This is a genomic window from Vibrio genomosp. F6 (assembly GCF_005146325.1).
GTDB classification, from domain to species: domain Bacteria; phylum Pseudomonadota; class Gammaproteobacteria; order Enterobacterales; family Vibrionaceae; genus Vibrio; species Vibrio cortegadensis.
Map to the genome: position 1 here is coordinate 43473 of NZ_SYUT01000024.1, position 20182 is coordinate 63654.

A 20182-nucleotide genomic window follows, 5' to 3' on the forward strand; every position below is an offset into this window, starting at 1 on the left:
ATCTCTAAACGTCTTTATGATCATATTTATAGGTAAGAAAAATGAAAAAAGTACTCGCACTATCCGCCTTAACTGTTGCTCTTGTTGGGTGTCAATCAACTCAAACAGCTCAGCAACCAGCACCAGAACCCGTTGCTGATTGTTACTACTATGGCAATCCAGATATTGCAGCTCCAAGCTGGATTTGTTCACCAAACGCTAATCAAGAAGAGTACATCAGAGAAGCGGTTGGTTTCAGTGGTGATACTGCCGGCGGTATTGCTCACCAAAAAAACCTTGCAATATTACAAGCTCAAAAAGAACTTGCTGATCAAGTTAAATTAGAAATTTTGACTCAAGTAAAAAGCAAAGTTGGAACGCTAGGTGTTGGCGGTTCTGCTGGTGCCACATCTGCAACCTCGGCTGAAAAAAATGCCATCTCTAACGTGGTACTTGAAGGCGTAGAAACGATTAAATCTTTTAGAGGTAAAGATGGATATTTTTATGTTCATGTAGGGCTACCTCGCAATGTATTCCAACAAAATGTTGAACGAGTGATTGCAGCCGTTGAAGAGAATTCTCCGGAAACAATTCCAGAATCAGCTCAAAAGAAAAATGCTGATTTAGCAGAACAAATTACTCAAGCACTCGGTGATATTTAAGGAGTAACAACTATGGCTATTCTTGTTCGTTCAGTAATTTGTGCTCTTGGCTTGGCATCAAGCATAGCCATGGTTCATGCTTCAGAGTCATCCTCTGACAGTTTTGGTGCGCTAAAAAACAAATTAAACGCCTCTTTTAATCAAGATAAAACGGTTGTGCTTGATGAATTTGCTGCATCAAAAAAAGCTTATAAACAAAGCTTTGATAAAGCGAAAGAAAAACTAGGTTTAATTTGGGACAAACCAGAGCTGTCCAATAAAACAACATGGGTGCAGTACTCAAAAAATGATGCAGTAAAAAGAACGGTAAATTTTGAATCTGGAGAAGTTGTAGTTGAAGTAATAAGTTCAGATCAGTCGTCTGACGACGTAAAAAAAGTGGTTGACGAACAAATCCAAGAACTAAAAAATGAAACGACGCTACAGGCTTACTCAAAAGACAAAGTTCTTTCTGAAATGAAAGCCAAACCAAGCAAACTTGAATCCAATCAAAAAGTCATCCCTGAAGTCGACAGTGAAAAATTGCAAAAGACAGCCAAAACTTCTGAATATACTCAAAGTAATGGTACAAAAGTTACTCGTATAACCATGTCACTTCCAAGTAACAAAATCGCTCAACGTGCGCTAATTTACCTTGAAGATGTGAATAAAATGGCGGCCAAATGGGATGTACAACCGGAGTTAATTTTAGCGATTATCCATACGGAAAGTCATTTTAATCCGATGGCACAATCTCACATCCCGGCATATGGATTGATGCAAGTCGTTCCAACTTCTGCAGGTAAAGATGTAACTAAACTATTGCTTGGTAAAGAGCGTTTACTCACTGCCGATATTTTGTTTGACCCTAAATATAATATCAACATCGGGACCGCCTATCTTAATGTTCTTTTTACTCGCTATCTAACTGATGTGAAAGACCAAGATATAAAAACATACCTCGCGATCTCTTCATATAATGGTGGCGTGGGAGCTGTAGCAAAACATATCTCAGGAAAGGGCTCTCTTTCAGCTTTAGCAAAAAAAGCCAATACCTTAGACCCAGATACCGTATATAAATCTTTATCGACAACATTCCCGTATAAAGAAACTCGTAACTATCTGAAAAAAGTGAACAACAAAAAAATCTATTACTCTAAATTACTTAAAACGAGCAAGATTTAATGAAAAAATTATTGCTGACTCTAAGTCTAATCCCTCAGATTGCTTTTGCTGTTCCGAGTTGGGTAAATAATCCGCCGACAGAACCTGAAGCAATCACAGGGACAGGTATGGGTGAAAGTATTGAAGCGGCCAAAAAAGATGCCATGCGCCAGATTGCAAGCACCTTATCTTCGACCGTTACGTCAAGTGTGAGCCATTCGATATCCACAAAGAACTCTCAGAGCCAAATATCGAGTAGTTCATATGCGAATTACATCTCAAAATCTATTTTGATTCCTGAGATTAGCTGGATCAAACAAGGCAGTGACAATGACATATTCTATGTGCTAGGTGTCGTCAAGAAGTCCGATATCATCGAGAAGTATGACAATCATCTAACAACTAAGATGAAAAATTATAGAAATTTACTCATAAAAAATGAGCTGGATCTTAACGAGTTTCTAGAAATTTCCCAAGGACAAGAATTTAAAACGACACTTTTACAGGCAGAAACTATCTCTCAATATTCAGATAAACTCAATACGTATTACAATGAGCTACTGACATTGATTGACAAAAAAAATGACTTCAAGAATTCACACTGCTTCAATATAAAAAATAGCCCTAACTCTGGCTATGAAAAGAAAATATTAACCCCTGCGATTGCCGAGGAAATGTCTAAAAGTGGCTTATCTGTTCGGATCGATAGTCAGTGTGAAACGATTTCATTTGAATCATCAACGGTTTCAGGCAAGAAAAATGGCAAACGACAAGCAATCATCACTTTTAATCTTCATATTGGTTCGCCATCACTCGCAAATAGAAAATTTAAGTTAATCGGACAAAGTAATAAAACGAAGAAACAAGCAATGTATAACGCGATTAATAAGTTCAATCTTTATTTCGATAATAAGAATGACTTACTAGACACTTTGATTAGTGAAGATGACCGTGAAGTGCTTATTAAGTAACATATCAACATTGATACGAATAAGGATATTAAAATAATCATGAGTGATGCAGTTGAGAACGAAGAGCAAACAGTTGAAATCAGTGGCTTTGAATTTTCATGGAAAGTGTTTATTCCATGGATCTCTTTAGTAGCTATTGCTCTAGGGCAGATCAATGACACTTGGGATGGTGTACTAAAGATATGGGAGTTTGGCCAATCGACCATGTCAGATGAACCTTCAAGAAATCGACTGAATAAAATATACATTAATGCTGATAGTGGCATCTTAGAAGAAACGCTAGGCTCTCCGGTATATACTAAACAATTACAAAATGGCGATATTGTTACTTACTATAAAGATCGTAACTTTATCCTTTCAGCTATTAGTAAGGATAATATAATTGCCGCATTCCTTGTATTTCCTCAAGAAGGGTTCACGCCAAATACTTCTGAGCACGCAGGTGGGACTAGCTATATTGGTATGCCGTTTGATAAATCAACCGAGTTCGTTGATTCCTATTTAAATGTTGCTCGAATTGGTAGTTATTATATTGAAGAAATATCCGGTGGAAAATTTGATTTGCTCTATTCTTCTGTTGGTGGTGTCAGTGAGTATTTAGGACAATTTTCTCCAAAACAATCTGAAACGTTAACTGAACTAAACAGCCAAATGTTACTTGGTGAAGATTACCAAGAAACACTAAAAACGTTAAGACATCAGTTTACTCCCAACTTTTTTGGATACAGTTCAATTGGTACTGAAGAGTTAGAGCAAGCGATTCTGACTTATTTAGAGTATGAGCTTCTTACAAACAAAATCGGTTAAAAGTGAAGGGGGGAGTATTGAAGAATACTCCCCCTTTATTCTTTCAATTAGAACAAATAGCTATACAAGAATCCTGCACCTATCGCCATACTTAAAATCACCGTTAAGAAAGCTATGATCATCGGGTTTTTAAAGATTGATTTCAGCAAAATCACTTCCGTCAAACTGGCTCCTGCGCTACCAATAATTAATGCCATTACAGCTCCTAATCCCATGCCTTTGGCCGCTAATGCCGCACTCAGTGGAATCACCGCTTCTGCACGGATATACAGAGGAATACCAATCACAGCGGCAACTGGAATTGCAAATGGGTTACCATCGTTAGCGATGCGAGCCACAAACTCCGTAGGCATGAATCCGTAGATCATCGAACCTAACGCAATACCACCAATTAGATAAGGCAAAACCTTTTTAAAATCAGACCATGTCGTATTCCATATTCTTACCCATTTACTTACTGGTGCTTTCTTTCCACCACAGCTTGAGCCACAACCTTTTGATTCCGGCGTAATATAAGCTTCTTCTTTTACGTATTTTTCAAAACCTAATTTTTCTAAACCATAGCCAGCAACAACAGATACACCCATGGCAATAGTGAAATAGAATACCGTCACTTTAATTCCGAAGGTTACGGCAAATAAGCCAATAATGATCGGGTTAAGGAGTGGGCTGGCAAACAAAAAGACCATCATCGTACCAAACCCGGCTTTCGCTCTTAATAATCCTTTAAGGAAAGGAATGGTAGAGCAAGAGCAAAATGGGGTAATCGCACCTAAAAACCCTGCAACAATATAGCCTTTACCTTTTTTACCACTCAAAATACTTTGGATTTTTTCTGGTGGAATGTACTCCTGCAGTACACCAACGATATAACTGATCGCTAAAAACAGTACCGTGAGTTCTACCGCAAGAAACGCAAACATATTAAGCGTTTCCATGAGCATTTCGGTCGTGAAGTAAGTTGAATCAAACATAATTTAAATCTCTACATTTCTGGAATAATCGAAATATAATCCAATAAAGTAGCGTGATCAAGTTATTTCTAGTAATATCGAAATATAAATTCAATACCAACTATAAGAAGCACTCATATGAGCATTGAGATAATCGCTAAAGCATTGAAAGAACTTGGCCACCCAACACGGTTAAGCATCTACAAAAGTATGGTTCGCGCTGGGTATCAAGGAATTGCGGTTGGAAGTTTGCAGGAATCTTTAGATATCCCGGGATCGACTTTGTCTCACCATATCTCAAGCCTAGCTTCTGCCGGATTGATCTCTCAACGACGTGAAGGAAGAACCCTATACTGCGTCGCTGAATTTGAGCAACTACAATCAGTCATTGCCTTCCTACAGGATGAATGTTGCATTGATGAAGAGTGTTAATACTCTTCATCATTAGCACTCGCAAGCTAGTCTACCGACCAAACATCACGGATAGCTGGCCAGCCCCAGTTCGTCAGGGCCACATTCTTCAGTACGCCTTTAAACCTTAAGGTCTGTCGGTGATGGAACATCGGTAATAGGACATACTCAGAAATAATAGAAGTGGAGATTGACTCTAACTGTTCAAGGTACTCTTCTAAAGGTGTATCCGCTCGAAGACGTGAAAGCTCTTCCACCAGCCATTGGCTATGGTGGTGACCAAGACAATGATGCAACACCGCATTACTTAACAGGCCAATATAAGCTGAAGAGTGACGATTATCATCGAGATTAATATTGGTCAAAACCATCTCTTCAACTAACTTTTTATCTATCGCCTTTTGGGAAAGTTCTCGATAGGAGTATATATTGACGACTACGTTAACCCCGATTTTATTTAAGATGGCAACAATGGCATCGGCACTGTATTCAAGAGCCGTATGTTGATAAACCGCTATCGATAATGAATGCGGCAATGCTGTCGGCATCGAATCAGGCCGGCGAATATGGCTCCATTCAGGTAACAGATTTTGTGCGATTTCAGCACCAAATTGATGCGATGCTTGGTTCAATTCTTCCCATAGTTTTTCAGGATGAAGTAACGTGGACAGATATCGTTGCTGCTCTAATGAGAGAGCTCCAGAGGTCGCTTGATTGAATAGCAGATACAAGCAACCATCTTCTACTCGACTCTGCTGGTTATCTGCTTCCCCCTCTTTTTGCTCATTAGACATAGTGGCGATCCCTTGAGCATTATCTAATGTGGGACTCGCCTGTTGTATATCTTCTGTTTGAGAAACGTAATGTTCACAAGAGCCCGATGACTGAGCGACACTTTCACCCAAAGCTTCTGTATTTAGAGCGTTTTTTTCTAAGTTTGAGTCCGTTACGTTTAATCTCGCTAATTTTTCATCCAAATGCCAAATCGTCACCTGATCAGTCAATGCTCGGCAACCGTAAAATCGCTCAAAAGCTTTAAGCGTGATCTTCTCTTCACTATGCTCGACAACCTCAAAAGGACCACTCCCTACCACTTTTTCTATCGACGACTCAAATAACTGGCTTGGTGGCTGAATTGAATATTTCACGTCCGCTAAAAGCCCAGCAAAACCAAAATCAGGTTGAGAGAGCTGAAAAACAACACAATGCGGCTGAGGGGCGGTAATGTCGATAACATGCTGCAATTCTGCTTGATATTCATGCTGTTGTGTCAATCTGGCGAACAAGGTAACAACCGTATTGGCATCAATCGGTTGATCATTATGAAACGTTAAACTTGGTCTTAAATAAAAGGTCCATGTCAGTTGCTTAGGATCATATTCCCAATGATGAGCCAACTCAGGGTTCACCTTTCCAAGAAAGTCGCAACTCACCAACCCGCTATAGAGCTGGCGAAGCAGAAAACGTTCACTATTTCGGTGTAAAAGGTGGGGCACCAACCGTTCAAATTGGCGTTTATATGTCAACTGTATGTGTAAGCGCCCCTCACGGATGGATGCTCCAGAAGTACTATGCAGTAGCTGCCTAAACTTCGATTGGTCATGATCCAGTATCGACAACGCTTTTTCGTATTGCCCAGAATGAATTCGCTCTGTTGCCAATGTGGCTTTCAAACGATCAACGCTTAAATTAAGTAATAGTGTCGATCTTTGGTTTCGTCCCGCTTTCGGTAACCAAGTTAACCATCCACAATCTTGCATTTGACCAAGTAACGTCCGCGCATGTCTTGGGCTGGTAATAAAGCTTTCCGCCACTTCGCTAAGTGGGATCTTAAGCTCCTGCTCTACCCCCAAACCCGCTAAGCGTGAATAGTATCTTAGTAAATTTAAATCAGACATTTCATGAACCCCTAAGGAAAATAACTTCCCTATTTAACTGAGATATAGATAAAACATACCTTACCCAACGGTTTTATAACTTAAACCAGATATAAAACCCAATATAAGGAACAAATAAATTAAACACCATCTCTTTTTTACTTCCTATTTGAACAGCATACTAACACCAACAAATACAGCCTAAGGGCTAGTAATAACAGCGATTTAACTCGATATGCTCCTCACCCCCGAATCATCCTGTTAGATCGCTGTTATTACTGCCCCTTATGGTGATACATAACCCTAAGTACGGAGCAACATTATGAACATTGAACACATAGCGATTTGGACACAAGATCTTGAGCGAATGAGAGATTTCTACCTAACTTACTTCAATGCAAATTCAAATGATAAATACACCAATACGAAAAAGGGCTTCAGTTCGTATTTTATTCATTTCGATAGTGGAGCAAGAATCGAATTAATGAAGATGGATTCCATCCCTACTTTAGAGATAGATGTGTACCAACAATTTATCGGCCTCACCCATATTGCTTTTAGTGTCGGCAGTGAAGCGAAAGTTGATGCTATGACACAAGCGTTTATTGATGATGGATATGAAGTGCTTGATGGGCCACGAAGAACAGGAGACGGTTACTATGAAAGTGTGGTGCTTGACCCAGAAGGCAACCGACTAGAGTTAACCGCTTAGCCTTTTTGTTTGCATCAATGAGGGGGAGGATAATCAATTACCTTCGCCTCAATCCATCATGATTCTATGCTTTGAGGGAGTACCAGTTTGGCCCCCGGTTTTTTAATACCGCGAGAATCTTCAGGGTTATAAAGCGCACACTTTTCTAATGACAAGCAACCACATTGAATGCAACTTCCAAGCTGGGTCTGAAGGTTTTTTAAATGTGCGATCTTCTCTTCCAATGCTTGATGCCACGTTTTAGCAAGTTGCTCCCACTCTTCTCGCTTTGGCGCTTTATGTTTAGGTAGATGCCCTAACGCTTCTGATATTTCTTGAAGCGTCAGCCCCACATTTTGAGCGGCTTTTATTACGGCGATCCTTCTCAATATCTGGCGATCATAACGGCGTTGGTTGGATTGATTCCGAGAACTATAGATTAACCCCTTCTCTTCATAAAAATGCAATGTAGGCACACTGACCCCAGCCCGCTTAGCAACTTCTCCAATTCTCATGTCCATATAAACCTCAAAAAGTCGTTGACCTAAAGTTAACTTGAGGTTTTAGAGTAGCAGCCAATGGACTCAATCACATGGAATATTTGATGGAAAATAAAACAATTACCTATTTATCTGGCCGATTCTTCAATGGTATTAGTTCGGGCTTATTTATGATGGCTCTACCTTGGATCATGCTACAACAGCCAGATATGGGCACGTTTGTCGCGCTAATCGCCCTTTTTTGTACTGGCTTATCCTTTTGCTTAACCCCCCTTTTTTCAGTCCTTATCGACAAACACTCTCGGAAAAGCATTCTAATACTCGTTCAAATCATTCAAGCGCTTACTGCCGCTATCGTTTGTATCATCTATTGGTTAGGTATCGAGTCCAATGGGTTGCTCACCTTATCACAGATAATTTTTTGGCTATCCAGCAACGTCGCTTGGGCATCCAATAATGCATTCACTCAAGAAAACTATACCAAGGATCAATATGCAAAAATCTCGGGGTATCAAGAAATTGTTATGCAAGGGACCACTCTTGGCGCTGGCGCTTTAGGTATTCTTCTTTTAGAGCTATGGGGTATGGTTGAATTTGCTCTATTTGCGGCTGTCGCCTCTTCCCTCGCCGCGTTAAGCTATCTCATCACGCCTTACCACCGCCAAGTTAGCCCTTCCACCAAACGTTCCTTTTTAGGCCAAATCAAAGAGAGCAAAGTCCTTCTTACTGAGCAACCCATATTTTATGGCTTCATTCTCATATCTTGCCTCTCATACCCAGTACTGACTTTTCTCAGCAAGTTAGTTCCCATCTGGTTCGCACGATTGGGGGTCTCAGGAGATTGGTTTGCGATGTACAATGTCGCGTTTGGTTTAGGCTCATTAATGACAGGGCTGGTTATTTCCAAAATTCTCGCCCTATACTCGCAACAATCTATTATGCAGTATTCAGTGTTCGTGCTTTCCCTCACCCTATTAGCGATGAGCTTAGTGACACAGCCCTTATATATAGTGATCTTCACCGCTTTCTTTGGTCTGTTTAATGCGCTGAATCGAATCGCCCGTACCAATTGGATGCACCATGTTGTTCCAATGGCACAAAGAGGCCGCATTGATGGTGGGCTTGCGATGTTTTCCACTCTTGCACAGAGTCTGAGTTACGTCTTGATTGCATTTCTAGCCCATACAGACAACATTGGCTTGGGCTTTACTATTGCGGGTTTCATTATGTTTTTCGCTAGCTTAGGCATGCTCAAGTTAGGAGGCAAACTGGATAAAAATCGAAAACTCGCGCTCTCTCACTAGCCCATCAAATCGAGAAAAGTGTCATCAAACGCAGTAATATATCAGGCCGTTTTCTGTTGCTGCGTTTAAATTTCAACGAAAAAATTTCAACGAATAGCGTTACTAACCTTCGACCAATATGATTGAAGCCAGCTTTTTCAATGCTCTTCACTATCAATAAAATATTCTTGTCGATACCACAAAAACTATTCGTTTCTCTTTCCATTTGATCTGCCCTAAGTTGCGCCTAAATCATCTCCTACGATGATGTTTCACAATATTCAGCCACTGTCATAGTGGCTAATTTTCGCAATAACTCGGTGAGCCTTTCTGGCATTGCCGTTAATTTCGCAACTACCTAGGAAAAACAAATGCGTATTGCAATTCTTTCTCGTAACGAAAATTTATACTCAACTCGCCGTCTTAAAGAAGCGGGTGAGGCTCGTGGTCACCAAGTAGATATCATCGACACACTACATTGCTATATGGATATCACGAGTAGTAACCCGAACATCCGTTACATGGGTGAAGTGTTGCCGAAATACGATGCTGTTATTCCACGTATTGGGTCATCGATTACGTTCTACGGCACGGCGGTTGTGCGTCAGTTTGAAATGATGGGCACATTCTGTGTGAACGAATCGGTTGCGATCAGCCGTTCTCGTGACAAATTACGTTCATTGCAGCTGCTTTCCCGTAAAGGTATTGGTCTGCCACGCACTGGTTTTGCAAGTCGCCCTGACAAGATCCAAGATTTGATCAAAAACGTTGGTGGCGCACCACTGGTGATCAAGCTTCTTGAAGGTACACAAGGGATTGGTGTGGTGTTGGCGGAAACCAACAAAGCAGCAGAAAGCGTCATTGAAGCTTTTATGGGCATGAAGGCGAACATCTTGGTTCAAGAATTTATTGCAGAAGCTGGCGGTGCAGATATTCGCTGCTTTGTGGTTGGCAATAAAGTGATTGCAGCAATGAAGCGCCAAGCGGGCGAAGGCGAGTTCCGTTCTAATTTACATCGTGGTGGTACCGCTCATTTGGTTAAATTGAGCAAAGAAGAGCGTGCAACCGCGATTAATGCAGCAAAAGCGATGGGACTAAACCTATGTGGCGTTGATATTTTACAATCTAAAAATGGGCCTGTGGTTATGGAAGTGAACTCTTCTCCAGGCTTAGAAGGCATTGAAAAATCAACCAACAAAGATGTCGCAAATATGATTTTTGAGTTCATTGAAAAAAACGCGAAACCAAATGCAACTCGTACTCGTGGAAAAGGCTAATGCCAATTTCTAGCAACGATTTTAAAAAGAACAGCAACGGAAAAAAGATGAAAAAACTTATTATTGGCAATGTGGAAGTATGTAGCTTACCGGATTTTGGGGTCAATCACCTTCAAGTGAGAACCGATACAGGCGCAAAAACATCGTCACTGCATGTTGATAATTTGGTGTGCTTCAAAAAAGACGGTCAGAAGTTTGTAGAGTTTGAGTTACACCCAGACATTTACCATTTAGAAGAGATTGTAAAATGCCAAGCGCCACTCAAAGCTTGCCGAAAAATAAAGTCATCAAATGGGGATGTCGAACATCGTTGTGTGATCACGACCAGACTACAGTTAGGCAGTGAAATTTGGCCCATTGAGTTAACGTTGAGTAATAGACAAGAGATGACTTATATGATGTTGCTTGGTAGACAAGGCATGGCAGACAAGATTTTGGTTGATCCAAGCCAAGAGTTTATGCTCGGTAGTTAAGTAACTTCAACAAACGAAATCTTATCTCAAGCTTCGCTTATCTCGACTTTTATAGGCTTAGATTTCTGTCTAAGCCTAATTATCGTAATCTTATGACCCAGACACTAACAACGTATCATCAGGCTCATAATCATCGTCATTGACAGTATCCATGCTAACTGCATTTGCAAATTTCTTTGTACTGTTCAATGTGAAGAATCGTTTACGGCCACGAGCCAATTGAATGTACTTTAACCATACTCTCTCAAGCTTGGTTTTTGCTTTCCCAGGATGAGAGAGTACCTTGATAAAATGTTTTTCTTCAGCATTTTCAGGGGTTATTTCACCAAGTTCTAACCCTAGCATTGTGTCGCCATAAGTAATGAGGATATCTTCTTCAACCAAGGTGAATTCTCCGGACTTTGCAAAGCCACGGGGAAATTTTACATTATCATAAAAACGTTTTTTGCCATTACGAAAAATAATTTCTGACATGTCAGCCTCAAGCACTCTTTAAGTAAGAACATTAGTGGAATAAATCTTGAGTAAAATTACCGCTAAACAATTAAAAATAAAAACAAAACGTTTTAATCGTAACCACAATAATTCCTTGCTACTCTTTAGCAAACGCACATGAGGATTTTCCATGGATGTTAAAGTTTTTAGAACTTTTTTAGAGCTTGCTAAAATTAAACACTTTGGGCGCACAGCCGAAAATTTATACATAACACAAGCTGCTGTTAGTGCTCGAATAAAACAATTGGAAAGCTATTTCGATACTAAACTGTTCACCCGAGATAGGAATAACATCAAACTAACGAGTTCAGGCGAACGTTTGATTGGGTATGCGGAAGTGATGGTGTCAACCTTACAACAAGCTAAATTTGAACTCTCACTTGAAAGCAGCAAGGTTCTACAACTCACACTGGGTGGCACCCCAAATATTTGGGACGCTTACCTGCAGAACTGCCTTAGCATTGTGACCGACTCATTCGAAGGTTACGGATTCATGGCGGAAGTGTTAAGCAGAGAGCAACTAAATCGGAACCTTCTTGAGCGAACTCTGGATATGGCTTTCGGATTTGACCCACTCAAAGCGGATGAATTTCATTGCCATAAAGTCGCGGATTTAGATCTTGTTTTAGTTTCAACCGATCACTCTAGTTTAGAAGAAGTGATGCAAGGTAAGTATGTTTATGTTGACTGGGGATCTCGTTTCTCATCTGAGCACGCTGAGCGCCATCCAACTTTTCCGCCCGCCTACTTAAGAACATCCACCGGACGTATCGCACTAGATTTTATCTTAGAAAAAAGAGGAAGTGCTTACCTGCCAGCCTCTATGGTTGAGCCTTTTATTGAATCTGAGCAGCTATACAGTGTCTCTGGTGTTGAGCAATGGAAGCGACCACTCTATTTAAGCTATCGTAAAAACAGTGGCTCCATAGACGCGATTTGCGAAGTTGAAAAACTCGTCACTCAAATCGACCCATCCAATGCCTATGTTTTACAGCAAGCAGGTGAACTGACCATCAATTAATCTGTCATTGCACCTTTTAAGCCTCTTCACTGTTAAGTGATAAATACCGAGACAGTGAAGAGAGAAAAGACACTCGTCGCATCTACCCTATCAACGTTTCCAGCCTACTCTTTCCTGCCCCTCGTTCTAAATAACTTAAAGCAGTCATAATGACTCAACCAAAGAGTGTCATTATGACAAAGTCCATCCGGTAATCATCAATAAACCTCAATTGATAAGCATTCTCACGTATGGCACGAAAAGTGCTATCTTTATATAGACACTAAAAATATAAACACAAAAAATAGTGGTTGGTATTGGTTAACTTTCATAAGGAACACAATATGACAGACATTCCACACGGTTTAGTATTAGGAAAGGTGATGAATAGAGTTGAGTGGAACAATCAACTGTTTAGTTTACATGTTCAAGCTCCAGTTTCACCCTACCTTGCTGGTCAATTTACTAAACTGGCTGTGTTCAATGGTGACGAATTGATACGTCGCGCTTATTCAATGGTCAATCACCCTGAGCATAAAGCAGGTCATCAAAATTTGGAGTTCCTTATCATAAAAGACGCCGATGGCCAGCTCTCGCCGAAGTTACACAAATTAGGTATTGGTGATGAGGTGTATGTAGGAAAGGATCCCAGCGGCTTTATGACACTAGATGAAATACCAGCGACAGCAAAAGATTTATGGCTTCTTTCAACAGGCACAGCAATTGGTCCTTTCTTAGCTATGTTGGAGACCCAAGGACTAGAAGATCGATTTGACCATTTAATTTTGGTTCATGCCGTTAGAACAGAAAATGACCTAACTTATTCACAGCGCATTTCTCAACTCACCTCTCGACTAAAGGGAAAACTACAATATGTGCCAATTATTTCTAGAGAACATGTCTCCGGAAGTTTACGGGGAAGAATCCCAACGTTGCTACTTAGAGGCGAGCTCGAACGCGCTACGCAACTGCCCATCAGTAAAAGACACAGTTTCTTCTATCTTTGTGGAAATCCAGCAATGGTTCGAGACACAAGCGACGCCCTAAAAGAACTTGGATTAACCAAACATTTACGTAAAAAATCGGGACAATTCAGTAGTGAAAATTATTGGTAGCGACAGTAAGCAGGTAAGCGAGCTTTAGATAAGTTAAATAGTGCCAATAATAAAAAAGGAGTGCACATTGGCACTCCCATTTCATCTAACGGTAGCGTGAACCGTTGTTTTTATTGTCGGGCATGGTCTTATAGCGCCGATGCATCCACATCCACTGATCCACACCTTTCATGATCACTTTTTCTACCGCCTTGTTCATAACAACAGCGGCTCCTGTAGTATCTCGCCTTGGGAATAGCTGACTAATATCTTCATCAATATCTAGGGTATACAACTCATCCGTTCTGAAGCTAGAAGCTGTCACAACAGCGCATTTCGTTGCATCGACTAAAACACCTGTGCCCATAGTCGTACTCGCCTGTTCTACTCCAAAAAACGGAACGAAAACAGAATTTTTAAATCCATAATCATGGTCAGGAAGATACCAAAGTCGCCCACCTTTGCGGAGAATTTTCATCATCCCTTTTACATCTTTACGATCCACCATTTGGTGCCCGAAGCGTGTACGCCCCCAAAACTGAATGAAATCATAAGCTGGGTTATTATGAGGTCGATACACTCCGTAGCCAGGAGCAAACAAGCTGAATGCGCGGGCTGTCATCTCTAAATTCAAGGCATGGACACAAACAACCAAAACACCTCGCTTTTCAGATTCAAGCTGTTTCATCTGCTCTGTGTTCACTAACTTAACGTGATTTCTTACTCGCCAGTCCGGCCAAAACCAAGCCATACCCGTTTCAATGATCGCTAAACCAGAATTGTTAATATTACTTTCTAATATCTTTTTCTGCTGATCTTTTTGCATATCAGGAAAAGCTAAAGAGAGGTTCTTCTCTGCAATCGACACTCTTTTCTGTGCAAATTTTTGAGTCAGTGAGCCAATGTAAAATCCCAACCGTTTTAATAAGCGATAAGGTAAAACGGTAACGGTAAGTGCCAATAAACCAAACCCAAGCCAAACTCCCCAATATTTTGGAGATAACAGTTTGATGGTGAATTTAGGGGCTGAATAAGATTTCATAATAGACAAGTGTTTCCTTATTATTCGTATAACGCACACAATAACAGTAGAGCCATATTACTCCATAACAGAATTGAACCAAACGCCTGATATAAAAAAAGCCACTTCCAACACATAGATATCTATGGTTAAAAATGACTTCAATATCTTCATTATTGACTAATTAGAGGGGTAATTAACTAAAGCATAGCCCAGAGCATAATAAACAGCATCTCTCACTGCGGTACGATCACCCTCAATAATAGTGAGGAGATCAGAAGCGGCTCGTTGCCCACCCATTACACGATCAGAGTTCACTAGCATTTTTCTATATGCCTGATCTTCATCAATAACCTTAATCCAAGAATCTAAAAACATTTCAGGTGATGATATATCTAATGGCTCTAAAATCATCCCCTTTAAAATAGGTCTTAGCTCCTCATAAATGTTTTCTTTACGTTTAAAGTGAGCATTTATTCCTGATCGGCTGATTTTAGCTTTCTTGGCTATGTTAGCAAATGATAACTCTGCAATACCGTCTTCAACGACGATTTTCAAAGAGGCGTTGATGATTCTCTGTCTAGTTAATTTCGCTTCCGCTTGACTGACTCGTGGCATGTTGAACTCCTTAATTAGCTCAATACTACCCGAATTTTATCCCATGATGCAATCATATGAATTAAAAGATATTTACTTCTATTTTGTGATGAATAACCTTATCCGATTCGAAAGTAAACGTACATCTAGCTTACAGAATCAAATAATACCGACTCGAATAGACGCAATAATAGAACGGTCCATTAAGCGACAACTAAACTCATATTGGAAGATATGAGTTATAAAGTATCCAATCGAACAAGCATGAAGCGGCTTCCATTTGCAAGCAGCACACTTTGTCATCAAGCCAATGAAAAAATAGTCTCAATTACGACTCTGCTTTCGTGCTTTCTACTGCAAGTATAGCGTTACGTCAGTTAGTGTTGCTTACTATACAACCATACTCTTTGTGATCCTATCAACGATATTATAGTGACCTTTTTCGGCTAGCTCCCAAGACGCATAATTCTCTTGAGATCGATCGAATCGACCACCATGCACGTTCGTTTCAAATAATGCCGGGGCCGCACCACTATCTGAGCAATCACGCCCAAGAAAAATAGTGCTGACAAGTATTGGTTGAGCTCTAAAGTGGTTAATTTTACGTATCATCTTAGCGCTGCCTTTTTTAAAGGGCTTACGTGCTGGAATTTCTTTAACTTCAACATGCCTAGTGCCTTTGCGAACACTCTCTTCAAACCATATAGCCCAGCGAACATAGTCTTCAGTTAAAACTGGCTGTTTTTCAACCAAAATGTAATTTTTAGTATTCATATTCATCATTGCGCCTTGATTAAAAAGTATCACTACATACTTATGCTTCAGTTAAATGTAAAAACTATCCTGTAACCCTATACATAGGTAAATTAGATCGCATCCTAGCGCCACTTGCTTTTCAACAGTAGCAATATGGTACCAACAAAAACCAAACCATTAAAGTACAACGCCCTTTATCATGACTTTACAGTACATCGTTTAACTTAGATTTATAAATGTTACAACCAAGAGTAAATAGTTAATTTATTTAATTTACACTTGATATTCGCATTTTATAAAGAGGGATTTTTATTCAATAAAACTTACAGCAACCTAGTAAAAGCCCGCTCCTGAGGTAAATTAAATAGAAGCATGCTGAATATAAATTCAAAAACACAAAAATAAACCATTAACATACTGTTAAGAAAAAAGCGTTTGGTGTAAATTTTGGATCTGTTTTTATCGTTTTTTTTATTCCAAATAATTTTTTACAAAAACAAAAAAGTATAAAAATCATCGCTTCCGACAAGAATAACAATAAAGGAAAGCTTCCTTTTCTGGTTGGATTTTACCGTACAGCTTCTATTTTTATCAGATTAACAGTTTGTGATAAACGGGGAGAAAACAGATGATGATATGTAGGACCAAACCATATGCGAGTTACATTACTTGCTCTACACTCGTTGGTTAAGAAAATTACCTTTGAAAGTGTTTTGATTCATTGTTGAAAGCACATCACTGGCCTTTATTCGCTTTAATACAACGCCTGATTCAGTATCTTTAACTGAAATAACTTTACCGCCGTACTGATTTTCTACCTTGGTTTCAATATTTTTTGCGTTAGCACTGATGGCTTGATCAATATAGTTTGCAGCAGAGTTTATTTTGACTTGATTTCCAATAGCATATTGATTTGAGTTATTACTTTTGAATGCTCCCCCAACAGAGGCAGAGTTGTAATAATTTCCACTAACTTGCATAGAGATCTCCTCGGTTGAATCGGACTTTAATTGTATTAAAAACCATGTGAATTTAATGTCGAATTAGAGGGGCTTATCTTCTATAAATATGAGAAATAAGACGGAAAAACTTTCTGATGAACATCACGTATTTACAAATCATCCATCACGCAGAGTGAGCGATCAAAATCTTCCGCAACAAAGACCACTTATCTAAGTTATTGAATAATAATAACTTCACAACTTGAATATACCGATATTTCATAATCGACATCTAACACTAATTTGATATCAATAATTCCAATATCAACAACGGTTTTAGCTATTTCTTATTCCATCAAGGTTTCGATACTCTTCACCAATAACTTGAGGATTATTAATATGATAACAACATTGCCTACCCTGTATATTAAGGGCACTTTTAATGGCTGGGGACTCGATTCACCGCTATCTGAAACCGCTACTGGGCAGTTCAGTACCACAATTTGCCTCTCATCGGATACACACGCATTTAAGATCACAGATCAAGATGGCACAGCATTATGGACTTTTTCCGGCCATCCTATCGATACAACATTACTGGTTGTGAATAAAGAAACACCGCTCGTAAACACTCAAGGAATTGGTAACGACCTTCATTTCAAACCACAACAAACAGGGCGTTTTGATGTCGTTGTCACCTTCACAGGGCAGCACGCTACCGTTGCAGTAAGCGCAAGCAAAGAGAATATTGAACCAACAGCATTGCGTGATCACCTTACTTATCAGGTAGACGCCGTTCACTATTTACCTCGACAACCACCAGCGCCAGTTCACAACTGTTTAGCTAGTGATCAACTTTTTGCTCAAATAGAAATTAGCAAATCGTCACCCTTTCCGTTTGTATTTGGTGACAACCAAGATGGTTATTACGAAGGTAAAACGCATACTTTTGCCAATGCAGGAAAATATCGCCACTCCCAAGGCTGGTATTTAGGCACATTTGCGAGCTTTATTGACGGTAAGATTAACGATAAGACAAAAGCACTTGACGCTAGGTTACAGGCATACGGGCTTGAGCACCGCTACGAGTCCTCGACAGATAGGTTCACGCTTATCTCAGGACAACGTACAGCCTGCCTTTCCGTACAAAGTCATCAACCAAAAGCACTGTCCATCGTTCCAGAACTCAATATTGCATTCAACCAATCCGAGATCTCCACGTTTAAGCATGGCATCGTTTACTCTTTGCCAGCAAGCCTTTGTCCAGACGGCGCTCCTCAACACATTGCAATAACAGCCAATAAACCATGTACATTCAATGAAGTAAGTTTCAGCGATCACCCAGAACTCGACTCGACTCTTCATCTGTCCGGTGACAACGTTAAACTCTTCATCCACAGTTTGAACAACGAAACACAGTTTGACGTATACCTCTGCTTTGCTGAATCAAAATCTGCTGCCATTCATTTAGCAAAACAAGCGATCGATTCAGACTTGGTCAATTTAAACCGATACTCGATTTATCACTTCTTATGTAAAAATTATCTCTGGACCAATGATATTGATTATAACCGTGCAGTAATGTGGGCACGACTAGCCAGTCGTACCTTTGTTAACCATGAATTTGGGGCTGGTATTTGGGCAGGGTTACCTTGGTTTAAAGATTGCTGGGGAAGAGATACTTTCATTGCACTTTCTGGAACAAGCCTAATTAACGGCCAATTCTCTGAAGCGAAGGAGATCATCACCAATTTTGCTTCAATGCAAATGACAGATGAAAATTCGATAAATTATGGCCGAGTCCCCAACCGAGTGACCAGCCTTACCAATATGATTTATAACACCACAGATGGTACTCCGTGGATGATCCGTGAGGTTATGGAATATCTAAACTACAGCGGTGATTTAACCTTTGCTCAAGAGATCTACCCTGTTGTAAAACGTTTTGTTGAAGGCATCGAAAAACGTTACTTAGATGAAAATGGATTAATGACGCATCGAGATCCAGACACATGGATGGATGCAAAAATCGACGGTCAAATTCCTTGGTCGGCGCGTGGAAATCGCGCTAATGATATCCAAGCCTTATGGTATGCGAGTCTACAGTCGGCCATTGTCCTTGCCGAACTCAATCAGGATGTAGCCGCTAAAACGCATTGGGCTTCCCTACTCCAACAAGTTCGAAGCAATTTTGAGTCCCTATTCTGGAATAAAGAAACCCAAATACTGGCGGATCGAATTGAAGCCGACGGCCAAGCTGATTATAGCATTCGCCCAAACCAGCTCATGACGCTAACCGTTCCGCTACAAGAGCCACTACTAAGCCCTGAAATTGGATCGAATGTTGTATCGAATGCAGTTTCTGAACTTCTCTTTCCTTGGGGCATTTGCTCTCTGAGCCAAAGTGATGAGCTGTTTCACCCATATCACGATAAACAGAACCAATACCATAAGGACAGCGCCTACCATAATGGGACAATTTGGGGCTGGAATGCTGGCTTTACTGTATCTAGCCTAGCCATGTTTGGTGGTGAAAATTTAGCATACCAACTGAGTAAAAATCTCGGCCAACAAATAACCGACCAAGGCCATCTTGGCACAATGAGTGAAAACTTAGACGCTTGGCAAAAAGACGACGCAGATCTAGTCGAAAGTGGTACTTTTGCTCAAGCTTGGTCTGTCTCTGAATATGCTCGAAATGCACAGCAAGATTATCTGGGCTTTAAACCGAACCTCTTAAACGACCAACTTGTTTTGCACCCAAAACTGCCTACAACATGGCATGAATTCACTGCCACACTACCATTTGGTTGTGGTGATAACTTAAACCTTAGCTTTAATCGTTGTGGTGATATTCAACATTTCACATTCCAATCAACACAGAAAGAGTCAATGGCTCTGAAGCTGATTTTAGAGTGTCAAACAGGCAGTAGAATAGAGGTGAGTGGTGAATTAGTTGGAACGATCAAGGTTGAGTTTAATGCTCAAACGGGCGAGCTCAAATCGGATATCAATAACCTAGAAACAAAGATAGAGACATCAATTCATTCTGACTCAGTGTCTAAACTTAAGTTCACTCAACCGAATTGGGAAATAGAGCCGACATCAATGTCTAAACCTAACTACCTAAAAGACAAAATTGAGAATCAAGCCCACCAAGTGGCAATCGACTAGAATAGATTCTCGCTGTCATACTGTTCGATATAATACTTCTCAATACACTACTTCTCGATAAAAAACGCAGCGGTAAT

The 20182-nt window shown here is 40.1% G+C and carries 20 protein-coding genes; 12 read left to right on the forward strand and 8 right to left on the reverse strand.

The window, feature by feature from the left end; genetic code table 11:
- The first annotated feature begins 41 nt into the window (after positions 1-41).
- The 4 genes from FCV43_RS09230 to FCV43_RS09245 are packed head-to-tail and all read left to right on the forward strand — an operon-like array spanning position 42 to position 3562.
- Positions 42-641, forward strand: coding sequence for an LPP20 family lipoprotein (locus FCV43_RS09230; RefSeq protein WP_136994976.1), 600 nt, complete (start codon positions 42-44; stop codon positions 639-641).
- Positions 642-653: 12 nt separating this feature from the next.
- Entirely contained in the window at positions 654-1805 is a 1152-nt protein-coding gene (locus tag FCV43_RS09235; protein ID WP_136994977.1) for a transglycosylase SLT domain-containing protein, read from the forward strand.
- A complete protein-coding gene (locus FCV43_RS09240) occupies positions 1805-2755 on the forward strand; it encodes an LPP20 family lipoprotein (protein ID WP_136994978.1) in 951 nt (316 codons plus the stop codon). The genes FCV43_RS09235 and FCV43_RS09240 overlap by 1 nt, the downstream gene beginning before the upstream one ends.
- A 39-nt stretch (positions 2756-2794) precedes the next feature.
- Entirely contained in the window at positions 2795-3562 is a 768-nt protein-coding gene (locus FCV43_RS09245; protein WP_136994979.1) for an ETEC_3214 domain-containing protein, read from the forward strand.
- A 47-nt stretch (positions 3563-3609) separates the two neighbouring features.
- Here FCV43_RS09245 and FCV43_RS09250 read toward each other — a convergent pair whose 3' ends face one another.
- On the reverse strand, positions 3610-4506 hold the full coding sequence (locus FCV43_RS09250; protein ID WP_206380327.1) for a permease: 897 nt from the start codon (positions 4504-4506) through the stop codon (positions 3610-3612).
- Positions 4507-4653: 147 nt separating this feature from the next.
- Between FCV43_RS09250 and FCV43_RS09255 the strand changes: the two genes are divergently transcribed.
- Positions 4654-4947: an ArsR/SmtB family transcription factor gene (locus tag FCV43_RS09255; RefSeq protein ID WP_113798580.1), complete on the forward strand. Its 294-nt coding sequence runs from the start codon at positions 4654-4656 to the stop codon at positions 4945-4947.
- 26 nt (positions 4948-4973) lie between these two features.
- Here the strand turns inward: FCV43_RS09255 and FCV43_RS09260 are convergent, their stop codons facing one another.
- Positions 4974-6824, reverse strand: a complete 1851-nt coding sequence (locus FCV43_RS09260) for an SgrR family transcriptional regulator (RefSeq protein WP_136994980.1) — start codon at positions 6822-6824, stop codon at positions 4974-4976.
- 301 nt (positions 6825-7125) lie between these two features.
- On the opposite strand from FCV43_RS09260, the gene FCV43_RS09265 reads away from it, so the two are divergent.
- Positions 7126-7515 carry a VOC family protein gene (locus tag FCV43_RS09265; protein ID WP_136994981.1) on the forward strand — a complete coding sequence of 130 codons (390 nt, stop codon included), beginning with the start codon at positions 7126-7128 and terminating at the stop codon, positions 7513-7515.
- 56 nt (positions 7516-7571) lie between these two features.
- Here the strand turns inward: FCV43_RS09265 and soxR are convergent, their stop codons facing one another.
- A complete protein-coding gene (gene soxR, locus FCV43_RS09270; protein WP_113798586.1) occupies positions 7572-8015 on the reverse strand; it encodes a redox-sensitive transcriptional activator SoxR in 444 nt (147 codons plus the stop codon).
- An 83-nt stretch (positions 8016-8098) separates the two neighbouring features.
- Here soxR and FCV43_RS09275 point away from each other — a divergent pair, with 83 nt between their 5' ends.
- The 3 genes from FCV43_RS09275 (at position 8099) to FCV43_RS09285 (ending at position 11027) form a co-directional block, all read left to right on the forward strand.
- On the forward strand, positions 8099-9298 hold the full coding sequence (locus tag FCV43_RS09275; RefSeq protein ID WP_136994982.1) for an MFS transporter: 1200 nt from the start codon (positions 8099-8101) through the stop codon (positions 9296-9298).
- Between the two features lie 350 nt (positions 9299-9648).
- Positions 9649-10554, forward strand: a complete 906-nt coding sequence (rimK, locus tag FCV43_RS09280) for a 30S ribosomal protein S6--L-glutamate ligase (protein WP_017052403.1) — start codon at positions 9649-9651, stop codon at positions 10552-10554.
- A 47-nt stretch (positions 10555-10601) separates the two neighbouring features.
- Positions 10602-11027 (forward strand): ATP-dependent zinc protease family protein, encoded by a 426-nt coding sequence (locus FCV43_RS09285; RefSeq protein WP_170961633.1) that lies wholly within the window; start codon positions 10602-10604, stop codon positions 11025-11027.
- 90 nt (positions 11028-11117) lie between these two features.
- On the opposite strand, the gene FCV43_RS09290 is transcribed toward FCV43_RS09285, so the two are convergent.
- The gene (locus tag FCV43_RS09290) at positions 11118-11501 is read right to left on the reverse strand and encodes a DUF413 domain-containing protein (protein ID WP_017052401.1); all 384 of its coding nucleotides are present in this window, start codon (positions 11499-11501) and stop codon (positions 11118-11120) included.
- Between the two features lie 151 nt (positions 11502-11652).
- On the opposite strand from FCV43_RS09290, the gene FCV43_RS09295 reads away from it, so the two are divergent.
- Both FCV43_RS09295 and FCV43_RS09300 read left to right on the forward strand, forming a co-directional pair.
- The gene (locus FCV43_RS09295; protein WP_136994984.1) at positions 11653-12543 is read left to right on the forward strand and encodes a LysR family transcriptional regulator; all 891 of its coding nucleotides are present in this window, start codon (positions 11653-11655) and stop codon (positions 12541-12543) included.
- Between the two features lie 323 nt (positions 12544-12866).
- Entirely contained in the window at positions 12867-13637 is a 771-nt protein-coding gene (locus FCV43_RS09300; protein ID WP_136994985.1) for a ferredoxin--NADP reductase, read from the forward strand.
- Between the two features lie 85 nt (positions 13638-13722).
- Here FCV43_RS09300 and lpxL read toward each other — a convergent pair whose 3' ends face one another.
- The 4 genes from lpxL to FCV43_RS09320 all read right to left on the reverse strand — a co-directional run bounded on the left by lpxL (position 13723) and on the right by FCV43_RS09320 (position 16970).
- On the reverse strand, positions 13723-14658 hold the full coding sequence (lpxL, locus tag FCV43_RS09305) for an LpxL/LpxP family Kdo(2)-lipid IV(A) lauroyl/palmitoleoyl acyltransferase (protein WP_017052398.1): 936 nt from the start codon (positions 14656-14658) through the stop codon (positions 13723-13725).
- 159 nt (positions 14659-14817) lie between these two features.
- Positions 14818-15255: a TetR/AcrR family transcriptional regulator gene (locus tag FCV43_RS09310; protein WP_017052397.1), complete on the reverse strand. Its 438-nt coding sequence runs from the start codon at positions 15253-15255 to the stop codon at positions 14818-14820.
- A 369-nt stretch (positions 15256-15624) separates the two neighbouring features.
- Positions 15625-16008, reverse strand: coding sequence for a hypothetical protein (locus tag FCV43_RS09315; protein WP_136994986.1), 384 nt, complete (start codon positions 16006-16008; stop codon positions 15625-15627).
- A 656-nt stretch (positions 16009-16664) separates the two neighbouring features.
- Positions 16665-16970 carry a hypothetical protein gene (locus FCV43_RS09320; RefSeq protein WP_113798604.1) on the reverse strand — a complete coding sequence of 102 codons (306 nt, stop codon included), beginning with the start codon at positions 16968-16970 and terminating at the stop codon, positions 16665-16667.
- Between the two features lie 360 nt (positions 16971-17330).
- On the opposite strand from FCV43_RS09320, the gene FCV43_RS09325 reads away from it, so the two are divergent.
- The gene (locus tag FCV43_RS09325; RefSeq protein WP_136994987.1) at positions 17331-20105 is read left to right on the forward strand and encodes an amylo-alpha-1,6-glucosidase; all 2775 of its coding nucleotides are present in this window, start codon (positions 17331-17333) and stop codon (positions 20103-20105) included.
- Positions 20106-20182: the final 77 nt, after the last annotated feature.